General features: G+C 68.3%; 10 protein-coding genes. 4 read left to right on the top strand and 6 right to left on the bottom strand.

The genetic code is table 11. From position 1 onward, the window contains the following. Positions 1–408: 408 nt before the first annotated feature. Together KA248_10350 and KA248_10345 are read right to left on the bottom strand one after the other, a co-directional pair. A complete protein-coding gene (locus KA248_10350) occupies positions 409–1608 on the bottom strand; it encodes a PAS domain-containing protein (protein MBP7830306.1) in 1200 nt (399 codons plus the stop codon). Between the two features lie 601 nt (positions 1609–2209). After that, entirely contained in the window at positions 2210–3535 is a 1326-nt protein-coding gene (locus KA248_10345) for a sigma-54-dependent Fis family transcriptional regulator (GenBank protein MBP7830305.1), read from the bottom strand. 145 nt (positions 3536–3680) lie between these two features. On the opposite strand from KA248_10345, the gene KA248_10340 reads away from it, so the two are divergent. Then, entirely contained in the window at positions 3681–5267 is a 1587-nt protein-coding gene (locus KA248_10340; GenBank protein ID MBP7830304.1) for an indolepyruvate ferredoxin oxidoreductase, read from the top strand. A gap of 226 nt (positions 5268–5493) precedes the next feature. Continuing rightward, a complete protein-coding gene (locus KA248_10335; protein ID MBP7830303.1) occupies positions 5494–6078 on the top strand; it encodes an indolepyruvate oxidoreductase subunit beta in 585 nt (194 codons plus the stop codon). A gap of 117 nt (positions 6079–6195) precedes the next feature. Here KA248_10335 and KA248_10330 read toward each other — a convergent pair whose 3' ends face one another. Next, on the bottom strand, positions 6196–10878 hold the full coding sequence (locus KA248_10330; GenBank protein ID MBP7830302.1) for an IPT/TIG domain-containing protein: 4683 nt from the start codon (positions 10876–10878) through the stop codon (positions 6196–6198). Between the two features lie 296 nt (positions 10879–11174). On the opposite strand from KA248_10330, the gene hisF reads away from it, so the two are divergent. Next, complete coding sequence (gene hisF / locus KA248_10325; protein ID MBP7830301.1) at positions 11175–11939, top strand: imidazole glycerol phosphate synthase subunit HisF; 765 nt, start codon at positions 11175–11177, stop codon at positions 11937–11939. Positions 11940–12046: 107 nt separating this feature from the next. Here the strand turns inward: hisF and KA248_10320 are convergent, their stop codons facing one another. The 3 genes from KA248_10320 to KA248_10310 all read right to left on the bottom strand — a co-directional run bounded on the left by KA248_10320 (position 12047) and on the right by KA248_10310 (position 20997). After that, positions 12047–16615 (bottom strand): DUF2961 domain-containing protein, encoded by a 4569-nt coding sequence (locus KA248_10320; protein ID MBP7830300.1) that lies wholly within the window; start codon positions 16613–16615, stop codon positions 12047–12049. Positions 16616–16684: 69 nt separating this feature from the next. After that, on the bottom strand, positions 16685–18520 hold the full coding sequence (locus KA248_10315) for a DUF362 domain-containing protein (protein MBP7830299.1): 1836 nt from the start codon (positions 18518–18520) through the stop codon (positions 16685–16687). A 203-nt stretch (positions 18521–18723) separates the two neighbouring features. Beyond that, on the bottom strand, positions 18724–20997 hold the full coding sequence (locus KA248_10310; protein MBP7830298.1) for a hypothetical protein: 2274 nt from the start codon (positions 20995–20997) through the stop codon (positions 18724–18726). On the opposite strand from KA248_10310, the gene KA248_10305 reads away from it, so the two are divergent. Then, a partial coding sequence (locus KA248_10305) for a hypothetical protein (protein MBP7830297.1) occupies positions 20981–21319 on the top strand: 339 nt, incomplete at its 3' end. The genes KA248_10310 and KA248_10305 overlap by 17 nt on opposite strands.

The following is a 21319-nucleotide window of genomic DNA, read 5'->3' as shown; positions in this document are numbered from 1 at the left end:
CCCGGCGGCGACGCGAACGGGTCGTTCGCGGACAGGCTTTCCGGCCCGAAGAAGATGGTGTCTCCGCGCCGGGCCATGGTGTACACGCTGCGCAGGCCGGCGGCCTCCGCGTAGGTGCGCAGGTAATGCCGGATTCGCTGAAACGCGGGGAGGTCCCGGTCGGCGGCCGTGAAGGACAGCGCGCGGACCAGCGCAGGGTCCAACGCGTGCGCGATGGCCACCGCCTGCTCCAACAGCCCGCCGCGCAGGTCCGCGTCCGCCGCCCGGGTCGCCACTCCGGCCCCCCAGCCGCCGGCGGCCAGGAGCAGGCCCGCGCAGGCCAGCCCAGCGAGGCGCCGTCCCGCCGTCCCCTGTTTTTGTCCCGCGTTCACGCCCGCACCTTCCCCAAACCTCACGGCCGGTTGTTGCTCATGCCGCCTCGAAGCGGGCGGGCCGGCCGGCCTCCGCCAGCAGGCGGTTGATTTCCTTCTTCAATTCCAGCACGCGTTCCTCGCGGTTCATCATCACCTTGTTCATGCGCGCGATCTCCTCCATGTTCTGCCGCAACATGGTTTCCGCGCGCTGGCGCGCGGTGACGTCGTTGTAGAGGACCACCAGTTCCCCGGACGGCAGCATGAAGACCTGGGCCTCGTACCAGCTCGAGAAGCGTTCGTCCTCGTAGAACGTCGCCGGCAGGAAGGACGGCTGCCCGGTTTGCCGGGTTTTTCGAAGGGCGGAGAGCAAGCCGTCGGGGCGTATGTTGGGCCGCAATTCGCGCAGCGTCCGGCCGACAAGTTCCTCCCGCGGCCGGGCTTCCATCTCCTGGCCGGCGGCGTTGATCTCCCGAAGCACGTAGTCGTCCCCCCCGGCCCCGTCGGCGCGCACCTCGAAGACGATCGCGCCGCTGACCATGTGATCGAACAGGCCGTGCACCAGGGAGGCCCGCTCCCGCAGGGCCTTCCCCTGCGCCTCCAGCTCGTCGCCCTTGCGACGGATCACGAGGAGGAACAGGGCCAGCGTGAGCGCGATGAACAGCATCTGGTAGATCAGGATCGTCAGCGTGTCAAAGGACGTGGCGCCGAAATCGCCGCTCCCGCGGAGCCCCCCCGCCAGCGCGGCGAGACGGACCAGGCTGAACAGGCTGTAGGCGGCGAATACCATCCCGACGACCGGCGCGCCCGGCGGCCGGGCCGGATGCCGGCTCGCGAGCATCAGCCAGGCGCACTGGCCGCAGACCACCAGCAGCGCCAGCGACACGTTGATGTTCCGCGCGTGCACGTTGGGTTGCCCCCACGTGAACCAGGCGTGCACGGCCAGGAACACGGCCAGCACCAGGTAATGGCGGTCCGGGGACGAGCGCCGGCCAAGGAAGCGCTCCAGGCCCGTGTACAGGATCATCGTGCCGCCCACGACCAGGCCGTTGGCGAGGACCACCGAGACCCCGTCGGGCACCTGCCCGCGCAGGGCCACCAGGCCCAGGGCGATGAACTGCATGAAGTAGTCGGCCAGCCAGTGACCGATCCCTTCGTAGCGCCGGCGATGGAGGCGCCACAACAGCGCCATCACGGCCGCGCACAGGGCGTTGCTGATGACATAGCTGAAGAAGACGGTGCGAATGTCCAGGTTCATGATGCCGAATACCTCCAGGGTGCTGCCCGGTGAAGGGCCACGACCGCGCTCCATCGCGGCGTTGGATGTGGGATGCGGAAAATGCGGATGCGGCCCGGCGTTTCGATGTCCCGTGCCAAGGGTCCGCCGTTGTGGAGGGAACAGCCTGCTATAGAGGCCGCTCTTCTAGTTCGGTCGGTATCGAGGCCACCGGAACCGCATCCGCGACACAAATCGGGCGTTGTGCAAGTCTTCCTCATGAGCAAACCGCTTGGCACGTACGCCTGCCTCTATGCAGCAATCGTGCCAGCCGGGCAGGGAGCGCATAACTCGCTAATTTGCAATTTGTTGCAATTATGGAGAAGGGGCGGAACTGTCTTGAAAAGAGACGCGCGTCTTATTTCGAGACGGACGGCCCGGCATGCCGGCGGCAACGCCCGACCGCGTGCCTTGGAATGGCGCGTCCCGACGGGAAAGGGCCGGATGGATGAGTTGGTGCAGGAGAAAGAAAGCACATCGCATGGCATCGCGGGAGGTCCGCCCTCCACCGGACGTCTCTGGAGGCTGGATCTCCCGCCAGACCGGTGGGTCCCGGATTCCAAGGCATGGCGGATGCTTCAGATCAATCGGACAGGCTTTTCAGTCGCCGGTAGAGGGTCGCCCGGGAAAGCCCGAGGGCTTCGGCGGCCCGCTCAACGTTGCCGTCGTAGCGGCGAAGTGCTTCGCGTATTTTTTCTTTCTCGGCCCGGTTCAGATCCAGCGACCCGGCGGCCAGGGCCGGCCGCCCTCCATCCGGATATCGCAGGCCGGGGAAATGTTCGGGTTTCAACTCGCCGCCGCCGGACAAGAGCCAGGCCCGCTCCAGCACGTTGCGAAGTTCCCGGATGTTCCCGGGCCAATCGTATTCGGCCAGCAAAGGCATGACCCCGGCCGCCAACTCCAGATCCCGCCCGGCCAGCTCGCGCCCCAGGTGGCGGACCAGGCCGGGTATGTCGTCCCGGAGTTCGCGCAGCGGCGGTACTTCTATGGGAAACACGTTGATCCGGAAATACAGGTCCTTGCGGAAGCGGCCCTGTTCGCACTGCCGCTGGAGGTCGTGATTGGTCGCGCAGATCAACCGGAAGTCGCTCCGGCGCACCTTGACCTCGCCGACCCGCCGGAATTGCCGCTCCTCGATCACTTTCAGGAACGAGGCCTGCACGCCGGGGTCCATGTCGCCGATCTCATCGAGGAACAGCGTGCTGCCGTCCGCCGCCTCCAGCAGGCCCTGCTTGGCGTCGACGGCGGACGTGAAGGCGCCGCGCGCGTGGCCGAACATCTCGCTGGCCAGCAGGTCGCCTTTCAAGCTCGAGCAGTTGATATCCACGAAGGGCTTATCCGCGCGGGCGCTGTGCGCGTGAATCCACCGCGCCAGGATCCCCTTGCCGGAGCCCGTCTCCCCGAAAAGCAGGACCACCGAACCGTTCCGTGCCGCCGTTTCCGCCAACCGAAGCATGTTTCTGACGATTGAATTTGCTCCAAAATAGCACATTGACTGTCGACTTGCCACGCCGCTGAAGTACTGGTTTCTGCGACGCAAGTCCCTGAACTCACGTCCCTTGCGCAGAAATACAATCAGTTCATCCAGGTTTGCCGGCTTGGTCAGGAAATGGTCCGCACCCTGCTGCATGGCTTGAACGGCGGACGGGATGTCGCCGGTACCCGTGATGATAACGATCGCCGCATGGGGCTGACTCTCCCGGAGTTCGGGCAGCCAATTCAAACCGTTGCCGTCCGGCAGTTCCAGGTCGAGCAGGATCCCGTCGAAAACACTCCGGCTCACCGCCTCGCGCGCCTCCGCCAGCGAGGCCGCGGCCTGAATCTCGTATCCCTGCCGTGACAGGTTCGCGGCAAGCACCTTCCGCGTCGCCTCGGAATCGTCCACCAGCAGTATTGTTTCTTTAGCCATGCCCCAGGGCCCGCCGTCCCACGCATCCTGTTTACCAGCTTTCCCGGGCGGCGGCAAGGCGCCCGTGCGACGGAAAAAACTTGCGCACGGCGGGTAATCCATCGTTAATACCCGGTCTTCGGACATGAGTACGCGCAAGGGCAGCATGCACCTCTGGTTAGGCGACGAGGCGGTGGCGCAGGCGGCGATCGACGCCGGGATCTCCGGGGTGTACGCCTACCCCGGCACGCCCTCAACCGAGATCACGGAGTATATCCAGAAATCCGCCGAGGCCCGCGCGCTGGGCATCCGCTCCGCCTGGAGCTGCAACGAGAAGACGGCCATGGAGGAGGCGCTCGGCATGTCGTTCGCCGGCAAGCGCGCGATGGCCTGCATGAAACACGTCGGGCTCAACGTCGCCGCCGACCCGTTCATGAACGCGGCCATCACCGGCGCGCACGGCGGGCTGGTCGTGGTCGTCGCCGACGACCCCTCGATGCACTCGAGCCAGAACGAGCAGGACAGCCGCTACTTCGGCGTCTTCGCGCAGATCCCCTTCTTCGAGCCCGCGAACCAGCAGGAAGCCTACGACCAGGTCCGCGAGGCCTTCGACCTTTCCGAGCGCTGGGGCGTGCCCGTGCTGGTCCGCCTCACGACGCGCCTGGCCCACTCCCGCGCGAACGTGCAGCGCCGGGTGGAGCAGCCCCGCGCGCAAAACCCGCTGGCGTTCCACGACGACCCGCGCCGGTTCGTCCTGCTGCCCGCGATCGCGCGGCGCAACTACAATGAACTGCTGAAGAAGATCGGCGCTTTCGAGGGCGCCGCGGAAAAGTCGCCGTACAACACCCTGGAGGAAGGCTCCGACCGCTCCCTCGGCATCGTCGCCTGCGGCATCGCGGTGAATTATCTCCGGGAGGCCTACGGCGGCGAGGCCTGCCCCCATCCCGTGCTGAAGCTCTCGCAGTATCCGGCTCCGCGCAAAGCGCTGGCGCGCATGCTGGAGCGCTGCGAGTCCGTCCTGGTTCTCGAGGATGGTTACCCCCTCGTCGAAGACCTGATGCGCGGTGTGAACGCCCGGGAGGGCTCGATCCGCGGACGGCTGGACGGCACCCTGCCGCGCGCGGGCGAGTTGGACCCGGACATCGTGGCGCACGCGCTCGGACACGCCGCGCCGCACACGCACGAGGTCCCGGCCGACGTCGTGCCGCGGCCGCCCTCCCTCTGCGCGGGCTGCCCGCACGCGAACACCTACGATTTCCTGCGCGAGGCCATGGCGGACCACCCGGGCGGCCGGGTGTTCTCGGATATCGGCTGCTACACGCTCGGCGCGCTGCCGCCGTACGAGGCGATCAACTCGTGCGTGGACATGGGCGCCTCGGTGACGATGGCCAAGGGCGCGGCCGAGGCCGGCGTGCATCCCTCCGTCGCGGTGATCGGCGACTCGACCTTCATGCACTCCGGGCTGACCGGCCTGCTGGACATCGTGGAGGACAAGACGCCGATGACCCTGATCATCGCGGACAACCTGACCACGGGCATGACCGGCGGACAGCCCGTGCCCGCCGCGGGCCGGCTGGAGGAGATCGTCAAGGGCCTCGGCGTCGCCCCGGACCATGTCCACGTGCTCGTGCCCCTGCCGGGCAACCACAAGGCCAACGTCGAAACCCTGCGCCGGGAAATGGATTACAAGGGCCCGTCGGTCATCATCTCCCGGCGCGAATGCGTGGTGACCGCCAAGGCCCGAAAAACCTGACCCCTGATCTTAGGCACTGGATATGGAACTTGCTCTCAACATGATTTGTTTCAACGTCCAACGCCCAACGCCCAACGCCCAACTTCCAAGGCGCGGAAATGCTTCAATTGGACGTTGGAAGTTGGATGTTGGTTGTTGGACGTTGAGGTCTCTTTTCTGCTTCCATCCGGCCCCTTGGGCCGACGGCCCCACTGACCCCTGAACCCCGAACCCTGAACCCTTTCCCATGACCCACCAGGACATACTCATCGCGGGCGTCGGCGGCCAGGGCATCCTGACCATCGCGGGGATCATCGGGACCGCGGCCATCGAGCGCGGGCTGCACGTGAAGCAGTCCGAGGTGCACGGCATGGCCCAGCGCGGCGGGGCCGTGGTCTCGCACCTGCGGCTCTCGGAGAAACCCATCGCCTCCGACCTGATCGGGCGCGGCAAGGCGGACCTGCTGCTGGCGATGGAACCGATGGAGGGCCTGCGCCACCTGCCGTGGCTGAAACACGACGGCGGCGTGCTCGTGGCCAACCGCGTGCCGGTCCGCAATCTCAAGACCTACCCGGCCACGGAGGCCCTGATCGCCCACATCGACCGGCTGCAGAAGCGGCGGCTCCTCGACGCCGAGGCCCTGGCGAAAAAGGCGGGCACCGTGCGCGCGGTCAACAGCGTGCTGCTCGGGGCCGCCTCGCCGTTCCTGATGATTCCCGCGGAAGTCATCCGGGACGCCGTGGCGCAATTCTTCGACTACAAGGGCGCGACCATCGTGGAGCAGAACCTGATGGCCTTCGACCTCGGCCGGGCCGCGGCCGAGCAGGAGTAGCGCCGTTTTCTGGCTGAACGCGCACGATTCGCACCCACCCCCGACCCCTCCAGAGGAGGGGAGAACCGGCACGGCGGCGGAGGCCCGCCGCCCTCCAACATGCTTCAGAATCCGAGCCTACTCCTGTCGCACGCGGATCCGGTAGTAGCCTGAAACGGTCTCCGGCAGGAGGTTGGTGTAGGTGTTCACGGACGGCGTGGCCGGAATGTTCGTGGCGCCGGTCAGCGGCAGGTAGGGGCCGGACACGTTGGAGGCCGCGTACACGTCGTAGACCCGGCCCGCGGCGCTCGGCCATTGGTACACGTGGCCGACCACCTCGCAGATCCGCGTCGTGACGACTTCCTCGCCGTTGGTCCAGATGGTTTCCGTGCAGTTGGTCCCGTAGACCCGTTCGCCGCTCGCGGCAAGGAAGAACGAGGCGCCGTTGGTCGGGTCGGTATCGGCCACGTATTCCTTCCATGTCAGGAACAGGTCCCCGTCCGGATCGCCGTTCGCGGCGTCGTCGAAGTTGTTGGTCCACCCGTGGGCGGCCAGCCACCATTCCGGTGTGTCGTGGGCCGCGAGATTCTCCTCGAATACGGCCTGAACCTGCCGGGGGCCCGCCATCAGCAGCTCCAGGGGATTGACGAAGGCGGACACGTCGCCGGTCCAGTTCGTGAAGTGATAGTACGACTCCGCCGTGGCCGTGAGCTGCGTGATCGCGCCGGCCGCCTGCCACCCGTCGCCCACGTTCACCGAGCCGTGTGCCCCGGCTTCCGTGTCCAGCCAGTAGTTGGTCGTCCATTGCCACGTCAGGACGGCGTCGTTGGTCACGGTCATGACGAGGCCCGTGCCCGAACCGGTCTCCGGATCGTGCCCGGCCAGGGCCCAGCCCGTGCACGCGAACTGGGTTCCGCCCGCGTCCGCGGGGCCCGTCACCCATGCATTCAGAACGGATTGCTCGACATTGGTATGGATGCCCGGGCCCGGGTTCGGCGTGCCGTAGCTGGAGTTGACCGTCAGCGTGTGCCAGTCATACAACGCCTCGTAGGCGCCCATGTCCACCGTGACGGCATGGATGCGGGCGTGGCCGGCCAGGTCGTACGGCGACTGGTTGGTCGGCGCGTAGACGTTGTCGCCCGCGTTGATGCACGGCGAGGTCCGCTGCAGGCGGAAGTCATCGGCGCCCGGGTCTTCGAAGAGCGGATCGTCGGTGATGTTGCCGTCGGCGACAGGGAAGGATCGGCTGCACGTGTAGCGCACCGTGGCCGGCGGATTGACGTAGAAATCGTCCTCGGTGTTCCCGTATACCACCGAGTTATACACGGCGCCGCCCTGGTAGATGAACACGCCGTCGCCGACGCCGGCCGCCGTGTTCGACACCACCGTGCAGTTGCGGGCCTCGCTGCCCGCCCACCACAGGAACAGCCCGCCGCCCTCGAGGGCCGAGGTGTTGCGCAGCACCAGCGAGTTCACCAACTGTCCGCCGGCATTGAAGCAGGCCCCGCCGCCGTACCGCGCGTCGCCGCCGTCCAGCACCACGCGGTCGGCCACGCCGCCCTGCTGGAAGTAGATCCCGCCGCCGTCGCCCGACGCGGAGCACGCCGCGATCCGGCAGTTGGCCACGGTGCCGCTGCTGACGATCAGCACCCCGCCGCCGCTCCGGTCGTACACGTAGTCGCCGTCGGCCCGCGTGTGCCCGTTGGTCAGCGTGAATCCCTCGAGCACACCGCCCCCGCTCACGTACGCGCACCGCACGGCGGCCGGGCCGTTCGTGCCTCCGTCGGACGCGCCCCCGATGAACGTGGCCTGCGGGCCGTTGACACTGCTCACGGTCAGTTCCTGCGTGATCACCAGCCGGCAGGCCAGGCCGGCCCCCGGCGTGACTACGGCGCCGGAGTCATAACTTCCATTAGTAACGATAATTGCGTCGCCGGCCCGCGCAAGGTCCACGGCGGACTGGATCTCCGACGCGGCCTGGCTCCAGTTGGTATACGGCGGCGAGGCGCCGCCGTCCGTGGCGACGTAGAGCGTGACGGCGCCGGCCGGGTGCACGACCAGGCGCACCGTCATGAGTTGCGGGCTGTTGGTCGCGCTCGCGGAGACCACGGCGTTGGTGGCGTAGTACGCGCCCGGCGCGAGTCCCGCCACGGATACGGCGGCGGTGCAGACCCGCGACCCGTCGCCCGCCACGAACCCGGCAAGCGGCGAGAGGGCCAACCACCCGGAAGCCTCCGGCGCATAGGTGATTTGATTGGTGAAGAGGTATGCCGTCGAATCGGAGTTGGTCAGGACGAAGGCTTGCGGCGCGGGATCCGCGCCGAAGGTGGCGAGGAAGCCCAGCGAGGCCGGCGCGCCGATCGCGCCGCCCGAGCCCGCCGCGTAGGTGAACGCATCCGCGGCGCCGGATTCCCCGTAGCTGGTGGAATACACGCGCACGTCGCCCGGGCCCGTGACGAGCGAGAACCCCGCCGTCACGACGACCTGCGTGGAGGACTGGCTCGTGATGGAGGCCGCGCCGACCCCGCACAGCGTCACGTTGGTGATGTCCGTTCCGTCGCCGAGGTTCAGGCCCCGGATGGCGATGGCGTAGCCGCCGGTCCACGACCCGCTGTCGGGCACGACGCCCGGGCCCGGCGTGTTGTCCACGGACACATCGTCCAGCGTCAAGCCGTCTCCGTAATGGCTCTCTCCCTCGAAGGCGACCTGGTAGTCGCTGGACGGATTCGGCAGGCTGATGACGCGCCCGGTCCAGGCCTCGATGCTCCCATCGTAGAAGGCCAGTTGCACCCATTCGGCGGAGGCATTGGTCCGGTACAGCACGCGAAGGGTATCCTGGTAGACCACTTCATCCTCCTCGTACTCCGCCTGGGCGTGCCAAAACGTCAGGAGGGGCGCATCGGCCCCGCTCAAGTCCATGGACGGCGAGATCAGCCGGGTGATGTCCCCCTCCATGCCCCAGAACAGCGCATTCCAGTCGCCGGAATGCGGGCTGTCCGGCATGGAGTAGTTGCCGTAGCCGTGCTGCCAGTCGGCGGCGCCCGTGTCGTACTCGTAGCTCCATCCGACGGGCGCGCCGTAGAATTCCGCGTTGAACCCCTCGCTCAAGAAGTTGTGGTACACCCCGATGAGTCCCGCCGGGTTGTAGGTATAGGCGCCCTCCAGGATCGTGTCGTCGTTGTCGGACGTCTGGATGACGATGTCCTTCACGCCCGCCGAGCCGGCGGCCGGGAGAACGATCGTGCACCAGTTCTCGCCGGACGCCTGGATGGCGGCCGCCGCAGTGCCGACCAGCACGTTGGTGATCGTGCCGAAGTAGCCGTTGCTGATCGTGATGACGTTTCCGCCCGCGCACGGCCCGTTGTTGGTCGAGATCGCGAAGGCCGAACCCTCCAGGTTGACCGTGTAGGGCGAGGCCACGGTGTCGTTGCTGATGACCAGCGCCGCGGTGAACGCGCCCGCGGCGGCCGGGACGAACCGCACGACCAGGTTCGACCGGCTGGTTGTCGAAACGGACGACGGCATGTCCACGACCTGGAACGCCGCCGCGTCCGCGCCGTTCGTGGCCCAGCCGGGAATGTGCAACGCGGCCGTGCCGCCGTTCGTGATGCTGAAGGTGTGCTCCCGGAACGAGCCGGCCCCCGTGGCCGGGAAGAGCGTGCCCTTGTCCCAGTTGGGGGCCAGGCCGTCGGCGATCGCCGTGCCGTTGATGCCGATCACCTGCATGGCCGGGGCGGTCATGTACGCCTTGACCTCGGCCATTTCCCCGGTGGACAGGAGGCGGTTATAGACCAGGAGTTCGCAGATATCCACGCGGCCGCATCCCATCAGATCGCCCCGGGCGCCCAGCACGTAGCCGTTGGTATTCCACGTCGGGTCGGCGGGCCCGCCGGGCAGGTCGTAGGGGTCCGAACCCATCGAAGCGTCGTTTACCGAGATCTCCGCGTCGGTCCCGCTCTTGGTGGCCGCCAGGAACACGGCGCGCGGGCTGGGTACCGCGGCCCAGGGCACCGAGAGCCCCAGGCTGTTGGTCCCGGGATTGCTCCCGCCGTAGGCCACGCCCTGCAGCCATTCCAGCCCGCGGTACCAGCCCAGGTACCAGTCGTTCTTCTGCGTCAGCGCCATGCCGTCGGCGCTGGACCAGTCCGCGGCGTAGGCGGACCGCAGGCTGAAGACGCCCGTGTTGTTCACCGTGGACGCGGGGTAGCGGAAGACGATGCACAGGGTGAACCCGACGTTGCTGTTGGCAACGCCGAGTCCGTCCGCGCGCCACAGGTAATCGTCGCTGCCGTCGAACTGCACGGCCGGCAGCGTGGGCGACACGGTATTCGTGCTCACCGTCGGGCGCGCGCTGCCGCTGGCCTGCAGGGCGTGGAATCCGCTCCCGGACTGGTCGTACCACCGGCTCACCGCGCCGGCCTCCTCCAGCACGCCCACGTCCGCGCGCAGCCACAGGACCAGGTCCTCCCGGGGGATGGCCGCGTCGAGCCGGTAGCAGAAGGCGTTGGAGCTGACGGTGACGCCGAGGCTTTCCGACCAGACCGCCACGTCGCCCAGCCCCGGCGCGCCCGACACGCCGGCCCGGACCACCACCTGGGTGTCCGTTGCGCTCTCGATGGACGCGGCGGGCACGCCGCACAGGGTCACGTTCGTGGCGTCCCCGCCCGCGCACAGCCCGGTCCCGCTGATCACCACGAATTCGCCGCCGGTGACGGCCCCGGTATCCGGAACCACCCCCGATCCGAACCCGTAGATTTCGCCGGCGTGCCCGTCAGCGGCAAAAAGGCACACCAGGATAACCAGCGCGCGACCCGTTCTCATAACCGGCCTCCCGCGTTTCGGCCATGAATGTCTTTACGGCGTAACGATTTCCACCTTCGCGTCAGGACTGTGTGTTCGGCGTGAATGAAATCGGGAAGGCCGGCCGCAATGAAAGCCTGGCAGCGATCCTCCTTATGGCGCAAATTTTAAAAGAGACCCCTGCTCCTTGTCTATTGAGAATTAACGAAACCCGGAGGATACTGGAGACGCGATGCCCTCAAGCCGGGCATCGCCGGGGTGTCTTGTTACAAGGGAGGGCCGGTCGCGTGCCGGCCGCGACAAAGGAAGGAATCGTCATGGAGCCTATACGAGTGATCCCCTGCCTGGACATGAAGGACGGCCGCGTGGTCAAGGGCGTGCATTTCGTCGAACTCCGCGACGCGGCGGATCCCGTCGAGGCCGCGCGGGCGTATTCCGAAGGCGGCGCGGACGAGATCGCGTTCCTCGACATCACCGCGACGATCGAGGGCCGGTGCACGATGTTCGACGTGGCCCGCAAGGTGGCCGCCGTGGTGGACGTGCCGCTGACCGTGGGCGGCGGAATCAGGAGATGCGCGGACATCGAGGAGGCGCTGGAGTCCGGGGCCTCGCGCGTGAGCATTTCGTCCGCCGCGTTCCGCGATCCGGGCCTGGTGCGCGAAGCCGTCCGGCTGTTCGGCGCGGACCGGATCGTCATCGCGCTCGACGCCGACGTCAACGAGGCCCTGCCGTCGAAGCGCGAGGTCTACATCGACGGCGGCCGGACGAAGACCGGGCGCGACGCCGCGGCGTTCGCGCGGGAACTGGCCGACCTGGGGGCGGGCTGGTTCCTGCCGACGAGCAAGGGCGCGGACGGGACGACAGACGGCTACGACCTGGTCCTGACCCGGGCCGTCGCCGAGGCTACCGGCCGGCCGGTCATCGCCAGCGGCGGCGCGGGAAAACTCGAACATTTCAATGAGGCCGTCACCCAGGGCAAGGCCAGCGCCGTCCTCGCCGCATCGGTGTTCCATTTTGGAACATTTACAATTCAGCAGGTGAAGGAATACCTCGCCGGGCGAGGAATCGCGGTGCGGCGGTAAAGCAGTTCGGTTTTTTCCGCTTTCGACGCCAGGGTTGCAGCGGGTTCGTAGCCCCCGCTGTACAGCAGGCGCTACGAGCCTGCTGTTCAGTCGCCGATTGCGTGGGCCTATTCCACTCCGGCCTTTACGCAGTAGATCCCCAGGTCGCTGCGGCGGGCCGAGGCGTTCCTGCCTACGACGCGCAGGACCAGCGGCCAGGGCGGCCGCGTGATCGGCGCGCGCGCGCGGAAGGTCAGGATGGGGCTGGGGCGGACCGTTTCATGGTATGCGTCATGCCGGCCCAGCACCGTGGCCCCCAACGCGACCTCCACCACGCCGCAATCGGGCCCTTCCAGCAGGACCAGCGTGATCGCCATCTCCGCGCCCCGATCCAGCGCCGGCGAGAGGGGCACGCTGACCTGCGCGCCCGGCACGGCGGCGCGGCAGGACAGCACGTCGCCCCGGCTTTTTGCCCCGTCATCCAGCAGCCTGGACTGCGGCCACCCGTAGAACAGGGCGCTGGGCGTGCCCTCGAAATCCGTGGAAATGTCCTTCCAGTAAACCAGCGAGGCCTCGGCGCCCGCGACCTTCGCCTTCAACTGGTCCGCGAACACGGCGCCCTCGAGGGATTTGATGCCGGCAATCTCGTTGCCGTCCCCGCCGCGGTCCGGAGGCTCGGCCGGGCGCACGAGCATCTTGCGCGGCAAAGTCAACGCGCGCGCCGGCCGCCGCTCCAGTTCCCGGCCCAGCGGCAGGGCCTGGTACCAGTAGGCCACCGTCGCGTAGCGGACCGCCGGGAAGTTGTTGTTGACCCCGTGCTGCAACGCCGCCGCCAGGCTCGACTCGAACGGGAGGCGGTCCGGCAGCAGGAAGCGAATCTGGCTGGTGATCCCGGCGGCCGAGCCGAATTCGCTTTTCTCCGACTTCAGGGACAACGCATGCAGCGGCCGGCTGACGAGCCCCTGCTCGTAGTACCAGCCGCTGTTGAAACAGTCCTCCATGCCGGTGCCCGTCAGGGCCCGGCCCGCCGCGCCATCCACGATGAACCGGTCATTTCCCTCGAGGTAGCCGAGCGTGCCCCCGTAGGAAACGGCGGCGAGACCGAGCCCGACGAAATTCCCGCGGCCCGACAGGTCGGCCACCCGGTGCCAGTCGGGCGTGCCGGGTTCCTCGCGCCAGGCGGCGCAGAAGCGGCCCTCGGGAATCCGCTCCGGCTTGTCGGGCTGCCAGCCGGCCTCCCCTTCGATTTCCAGCGGCGCGGGGCTTCCGTTTTCGAGGGTCATTCGCAGCCCGCGCGCGAAGGGCATGGGAAAATACGAGTAGAAGCCCCCGTCGTCCGTGGCGCCCATCAGGAGGGTCCGGTAGTCGCCGGTCCCGAACCCGCAGCCGAAGAAATCGCCGAGCGGACACCACACCGCGGGCCGCCGGTCGCCGTCGTACTGGACGGACAGGACCGCGCGACGGAGGGCATGCCGGTCGAGGGAGCGAACACTCATCTTCAGGACGCGCACCGTCCCGGCGCCGGGTAATTGCAGGAAGATATTCGTGCCGTAGGGCGGAATGACCAGGGATCGTTTCACGACGTGCGCGTCCGCGGCGCCGGCCGGCGGCTTGCCGGGTTCGCGCCACGCGCGGAGCACTTCATTCAGCTCCTTCTGCTGCCCGAGCGTCAGGTCCCGGCGGAACGTTTCGACCGGTGAGCCCGGCGGCAGTTTCACGTAATTGATTTGATAGAAGAACATCCTGGGATCGAAGGAGCCTTCCAGCTTGGGATCGCCCACGAGGCCGCTGTCGTAGACCTTCCGGCCGTCGGCGTAGACCTCGAAGGTCACGGACGGGCTCCAGCTCCGGGCGGGGTCCATGAGCGTCTCATCGTCCACGCCGACCTCGGCCTCGAACCATTCAAAGGGCGCGCGCAGCGCGAAGGTATGCTCGGCCGGGGCGTGGCTGCCCAGGCCCTTTCCGTAGCGTTTGCCGTTGATCGAGAGCGGGCGGCCTTCGCAGCTCGTGTCGAGGCCTACTGCGCCATTCGGGCCCGGCTTGCCGCCGGGCAGGAGGCCCCAGCCCTGCCCGGAGGAAACCAGCACGGCCGGCTCGCCGCGCTCGGTCACGTCGCTCAAGAACAGGGCCTTCCCGTTGGCGGAAACGAGCCGGGCGTCGCCCCAGTCCGCGTGATCGCAGCCGAAGCCGTCGCCGCCGTCGGTGACCACGAGCTTGAGTTCCCTGACGCCGCGCAGCGGCACCCGGACGGGGCGCGGGGCCCGGAGCCCCGCGCGCCGCTCCGCGATCCCGGGCGCCTCGCCGACCGTGATCCGGCACGAACGCTCGAAGCCGATCGGCCAGTAGGAATAGAAGCCGCCGCTGGACGGCGCCGCGATGGGCGACCGGAACGGCGGGCATCGGTCTTCGAACATATCCTTGAACAGGCCATCCACGGCCGGCTCGGGCCGGCCGTCGAGCTCGATGCGCAGTTGCCCCTGCGGATTCGCGGACCACAGGCGCGTGATCACGCCGGGCCCCTCCATTTCCGCCAGCACGTACCGGGTTCCCTCGATGCGCAGGAAGTTGCCGCAGTCCCTTCCCTCTCCCTTGGGATCGGTGCTGGAGAACATCCCGGCCCGTCGGCCCGGAGGAAACACGGCCATGGAATCCCAATCGACGAGCGTCAGGAGACTGCCCGGCACGGCCGGCGACGAGGCCCGCGCCCGTTCCTGCTGCTTCGCCGGCGCGGCGGAGCCCGGGTCCAGGACGGAGTCGAAGATGTCGCCCGGCTCGAACACCGAGACCCAGGACTCGGCCCCGCCCAGCCGCAGCTTGAACGACAGCCCGACTTCCTCGCCGGGCTCGAGGTCCAGCCCCAGGTCCGGCCGCTTCGGGATGGCCAGCTCGACGATCTGTTCCGCGTCGGGCCCGGACGACACGGCGTGCTGCAGGTTGGTCCGAAAGAGGACATCGTCCGCCTCGTACGGCCAGCGGTTCGCCGCGCCCAGGTGAACGCGGACCCCGGACAGTTCGCCGTCGGCGTCCAGCTCCACGATGACATTGTCGTTCCCGACGTAGTACCCGTCGGCGTCCTGATCCGTCACCATGTACAGGCCCCCGTGCGGGACGCGGCTGATGAAGGCGTAGTACAGCCACTCGTCGTCGTAGCAGGCGCGGATCTCGAGGTTCGCGGATGCCTTCTTCGGACCAAGCCGGTCGTGGCGGAACGCGATGCGCTGGAAGCGGGCCCAGTCGTCGAGACTCCCGTCCACGCGAATCGTCGCCCGGGGAATCCGGTTCGTGAAGGGATAGAGCGGGTACGGGTCCCGATCGTCGGTCAGGCCGTCGCCGTCGCTGTCCGGGTTGTTGAGCCCGGGGCGGATATAGGGCACCCGGGCGCGCCGCCGCAGAGGGCTAAGGCGCGGAGCAGACATCCACAACGACGCCAGCACCTCGTCGAGGTCGGCGAGCCCGTCCCCGTCGGAGTCCTTCTGCGCGGGGTTCGATCCGAGGCGTTTTTCATCCAGCGGCAGCCGCGGGGCGTCGTCCGGGATGCCGTCGCCATCGCGGTCCACGGCCGTCACGAGCTCGCCGAAGCGATTGCGCAGGTACTGCTCGTCGGTCATGTGCCGCAGCTGCCAGGCCAGCCCGTCGTAGTCCCGCCCATGGTCCGCCGCCGTGTCCCATTCCCAGCGTTCGCCGGAGGGGTCGTTGTGTTTCGTCGCGTAGTGGCAGAACCACATGCGGTCGTCCTCGCGGGTCAAGCCGGACAGGTGGTACTGGCTCTCGATCTGGTGCTTGAACTCGTGGGAGGCCATCCAGCATGTGTCGTCGCCGCCCTTGAAGTAACTGCATCCGGGTTTCGGCCAGAGGTCCATGCCGTAGGCATAGCCCCCGCTGCCGATGTAGACCCAGTTCCTGTCGCGGGCATCCCAGCGGCGTTCGGCCTCGCAGACGACCGCGCCGTAGTACAGGCGGTTCGTGGCCTTCTGCTTCGACAGCGCCGCGCGCCAGGATTCCTCCTCGTCGAACACCGGCAGCACGGCGTACCACGACGGGGCGTTGGACGGGACCTCCTCGCGCCGGAAAAACCGGGGGTCGGCGTACAGGTCGAAATCCACCCAGTATTTCATCCGGGAATTCGCCCAGAAAAAGAGCGACACCTCCTGGAAGGCGTCCGCGTACAGGCGCAGGTCCTCCGGCGGCATGGGCTCGGGCCACGCCAGGGTGCGCTCCAACGACTCCGCGCCGAAGAGGTTGGGCACGAGCAGCACCCTCACGGGGACGCGGATGAACTCGGTCTTCCCCGCCGGGGCCCGCGTGTTGACGGCATACTCCTCGCTCCAGCCCGGCGGCTCGTTTGTCGCGCCGGGTTGCGGCACGCGATAGTAGTAGCGGGTGGCCGGGTGCAGTCCGCCGACCCGCAACTCGTGCCGCAGGCGGGGCTCGGGAGGCCCTTTCACTTCGCGCGGCTTGCCCCACCGGCCCTTGGCATGGACTTCGGGTGTTTTGAGAGGAAAGGGCGATTCCCGCATCAAAAGACTGGTTGCGGTCGGCTCCGCGGTTTCGAATTGCACGCGGAATCCGGTCGCGCTGATTTCCGTGACGCGCGGGGGCGCGACTTGGTCATCGACCTTGGGCTTTGATTCGGCGCCGCGCGGAAAGATCGCCCATGCACAGAGCAGGCAGATTGGCCGCATCGCTTTGCCGGTCATGGTATCCCCCTTGCTTGGACTAGAGATACCCGGAAGCACGCCGCAGGTAAAACCTTTAAGTTCCGGCGGTCAGCGCACGCTGACCCGGTAGAATCCGCTGGCGGCCGGCGCGGAATCGGTCCAGACATTCAGCGGTGGCGTGGCCTGCAATTCATCGGGCAAGTCCTCAAAAGGCCCCAACACGGACCCCGAGCGGCTGACGCGATAGGACCGCCCCGTATGACTGTTCCATTTTAGAACAATTTCGCGGCCTGAATCGACAATACCTGCCGCCTTCCAATACGAGTCCGCGCTGGCGGCATCGGTTCCCGCCGTGGCTTCGTCCAGATTGGAATACGAATCGCCGTCCGGATCCCCATCGGCCGCGGCCCCCGTCAGCGTCCGGAAGTACTGCGATTCCCAGCCGTCGGTCAGCCCGTCGCCGTCGCTGTCGGTGGACAGGTCCGCCGGCGCGAGGAACCGCAGTTCGATCCCGGAGCCGGTCCCCAGGTTGCGCGAGTACTGCCGCTTCACGTTGTCGTTCCAGTGCTCGTGGGCGCCCTGGCTTGCGAGGCGGATGCCGTCGCCCTCGGGATCGTACACCGTGCCGGACGGCGGGTTGTTCGCCAAGGCGGCCTCGTGCAGGTAATTATCGGCGTTGAGCATGTACGAGGACGGAAACTCCGCGTTGAGGAACTCCAGCCCGACAGAGTCGATGGCCACCGGGTCCTGTGACAGGAAGAGGCTCGACGACCACCGGTTGTTGAACGGCGCGAGCTGAAAGCGCTGGGGAGGCTGGTCCACGCCGCTGGTCCCGTAGAGCGCGTCGACGAGAAACAGCATCGTTTTGCCGCCGACGTTCTTCTGGCCCATCAGGTCCACGAGCGGATTGTACAGCGGCAGGGTGCGCGAGCGGGCCTTGATGTACCAGTGCTCGCGGCCGTCAATCGTGCCGTAGTGATTCTTGGCGGTCAGCGTGACGCCGGCCGTGCCGTGGCATTTCAAGAGCGCCATGTTGATCGAGTACGCGGCCTGGTAGACGGCCTTGGGAATCCGCTGGCCGCACGGGCTGCCGTCCGGCCAGTCCGTGACGGCGTAGCGGATGACGGCCGAACTCCACTGCACCAGCGTCCGTCCGCCCGTTCCGCCGGCGTCCATGAAGACCACCTGCGGAAACTCGGCGTGACACTTGTTGTAAATCTTGTCGGGAATATACCTTACGGCGTCATAGACCGTGATCGCCGACTGGGGCACGCCCGCCTCGTTTACGAGCTGGCGCAGCAGGGCCAGCACCATGTGCGGAGACGCGTCGAGCTGGTTGTCGGTGGTCGTGTACCCCGAGTACTGGTTGTTCAGGTTGATCTTCACGGCGATCGTTTCGCCGGCCTGGTAGCCTCGATCGCCGCGCCCGCGGGAGCTGTTCGAGTAGCGGAAAAGCGTGTCCCACGCCGCGGCCTCGTCCGCCGCGCCGGTCAGGTCGAGCAGGCCGCGCGACAGCATGGCGTCCGCGGCGGCCTGGCTGTTCCACCGGTCCTCCCACCAGTAGCCCGTGCTGCCGTCCCACTGCGCGGCGGCCGGATCGTAGCTCCAGACCACGCGTCCGGGAAACGTGCCGCGCGCGGAGCCGATCGGACTGTTCTTCGCCTCCGCCGCGGCGAGCGCCGATGACTTCGCGGCGGAGGCCACGAGCCCGGCCAGGCCCGCGCCGGCCGCCAGGATCACGGCCCCCGCGGCCAGGATGAATCGCCGCTCGCGCAGAAAACTCCGCGCGCGACGCGAGGCCAACAGGGCGGCGGGCCAGGCCAGCAGCGAGGCCACGAAACCCCACGCGATCGGCGCCGCGACACGCTGGCAGGGATAGTTCGCCCGGCTGGGGCGGGGCAACACGCGGACGAGATACCACACCACCGCCGCCACTCCGGTCACGAAATAGAATGGCAGCCAGGCTCGAGACCGTTTCCGGGCGGAAACACGCCTCCCGGTTCTGGGGCACCGATGTCGCATCTTGTAACCTTAACGTAACCGACCGCGGGCCTTCTTCAAGCCCTCCAGCCTCGCCCGCCCCTGCCGCATCCGGCGCGGCGGCAGGTTTATGGCATACAGCGCATAACGCTCGCGCCAGAGTCGGGCTATTTCTGAACGCTGATCATGTAGAACAGCGGAGAGTGCACACCGACAACCGAGTCCGTGTACGCGTTGACGGGCGGCACGGCCGCCACGCCGGACCGGATCACGCTGAAACCCGAGAGCAGGTTCGTGGAACGGTGCACGTCGTACCGCTTCCCGGGCTCGCTGTACCAGTGGATGACCTGCTGCCCGCCGCCGGAAGCCGAGGCGGACAGGGCGAAGACGGACCGCTCGTCCCGGGCGTCGGTTCCCGCGACGAGTTCCTCCAGGTTCGTGTGCCGATCGCCGTCGAAATCGTCGCCGGGCTGCACGTCGGCCGGCCCGTGGATCCCGTCGTCCGGATCGGCGTCGGCGATCTGCTGTTCCCACGCATCGGGCAGGCCGTCGCCGTCCGCGTCGTCGGACGCCACGGCGAAGACGCCCAGCCCGGCCTCGTCCTCCGCCGTCAGCACATACGCGCCGCCCGCGGCGGACAACCGCAGCGCCCGGACCACGCGCCCCAGCGAAGCCTGCGGAACGGGTGTCAGGGGATTCGACATGTCGAGGACGGATACCCTATTGGAAGGCCCGCCGACGGCGGCCAGTAAGCCGGCCACGGCGACGTCTTCCGCCGCGCCCTCGTCCATTGAGGCGTGGACCACGGACGGCGCGGCGGGATTGCTGACATCCAGGAGCATCCAGCCGCCGGCCCCGTCCGCCACGTAGGCCCGGTCGCCGTCCAGGGTCACGGCCACGGCCATGCCGGGCGTGTCATACGACCCGACTTCGGCGAAACCGGGAAGAGAGAGGATCTTGAGGCCGTCGCCGCCGGCCGCCGCGTAGACGTGGCCGGTATCCATGGCCAGGTCGAACACGAACCCGTCGGACGTGTACACGGCCGACTGCGCTGGCGATGCGGGCGCGCCGAGGTCGAGCAGGAGCACGCGCCGCCCGTCCGTCACGGCGGCCATCGAACCCGCGGCGGCCGCGGCGCGGACGAAGGACAGGTTCGTGCTGCCGAAGGTCCCGAGGAGAACGGGCGCGGCCGGGCTGGACACGTCCACCACGCGCGCGCCGGTCGTGCCGTCCCCGACCACCGCGAGGGGGCCCGCCAGCGCCACGCAGCGGGCGTTGCCGATGTTCGTCTCCGCGCCGACGCGCACCGGCGAGGCGGGATTCGCCAGGCTGAAGATTTCCAGCCCGCGCTCGCCGGCGGCGACGTAGGCGTGCAGGCCGTCGGACACGGCCTCCGACGCGCGGGCGCCCGCCGGATAGGTGCCGTGGAGAGCGGGCGCCTGCGGCGTCGAGCAATCGAACGTCTGGACGCCGCCGTAGCCCGAGGCCGCCGAGAGCGCGGACCCGTCCAGGCTGACCGACGCGGCGGCGTCCGGTGTGGGATTGGTGAAGACCACGGAGGGCCCGGCGGTGTTGATGGTGAGCACGCCGGCCGGGCCGGCGGCGACATAGGCGATCGAGCCCGCGGCCGCCATGGCCTCGCCGAAGGCGTTCAGGCGCACGCTCCCGGTCCTCGCCGGCGAGTTCGGGACGGCCGCGTTGATCACGGAGAACACGCCGTTGTCGTCGGACACCAGGACCGTCGTGCCGGCCACCGCCAGGCCGCGGGCCGAGGTGACGTCCGCGTATCCGCCCAGCCGCGCCGGCGCGGCGGGCGCGGAGACGTCGAGGATGACCAGGCCCTCGTATTCGTCCAGGACGTACGCCCGTCCTGCGCTGACCGCGATCGCGCGGGCCGGGCCCGTCGTGTGCCACGCGCCGGCCAGCGTCGGGGACAGCGGGTCGGCCGCGTTGATGATCCGCACGCCCGCAATGCCGTCGGCGACGTACAGGTAGCTTCCCGCCGCCGCCACGGCATGCGCCTCGCCGGAGGTGTCGAACGTGTTCACGTGGACAGGATGCGCGGGGACGGAAACGTCCACGAACTGCACGCCGGCCGGCCCGCAGGCGGCGTAGGCCGTCGTCCCGTTCACCGCGAGCGAGCGCACGAGGCCCGGCAGCCGCACGGCGCCGAGGCGCGCCGGCTCGAGCGGCGCGGAGCGGTCCCAGACCTCGAGGGTGGCCCCCGCGCCGACGAGCAGCAGGCCGCCCGAGGCCGCGACGGCCGTGCAGCGCCCGCCGATCGAGCCGGTGGCATTGACGGCGTTCAGCCCGAACCCCGTCCCGCTGAAATAGGTGGAAGAGGAGAGAGCGCCGGCCATGTTCGTGACGCCGCCGACCACCGTGTAGGCCAGCAGGCCGTGGTCGCCCGCGGCGAGGCCCAGCGTGGTCCAGTCGAACACCGCCTCCGTGACGCCGCCGGCGACGAGATTGCTGATCGCCTGCGAGCCGAACCGCGAATACCTCTACCTGGTGCCGGCCCTGCTGCGCGACCCGGTGATCAACCTGTCGTGCTACCTTCAGTCGGCCGACATCGACTACATCCACCAGGGCAACACGAATATCGAGAAGCCCCCGCAGACCGAGGCGGACTGGCGGCGATACGACGTGGCGGTGCTGATGGACGTGGACCCCAACGGGCTGAGCGTGCAGCAGGTGGCCGGGCTGGAGGAGATGGTCGGCAAAGGGGGCGGGCTGCTGATAATCGGCGGGCGGGTCCAGGGC

It is taken from the genome of Kiritimatiellia bacterium (genome assembly GCA_018001225.1).
Taxonomy (GTDB): Bacteria; Verrucomicrobiota; Kiritimatiellia; order CAIQIC01; family JAGNIJ01; genus JAGNIJ01.
This window is presented reverse-complemented; position numbering and strand designations above follow the sequence as displayed.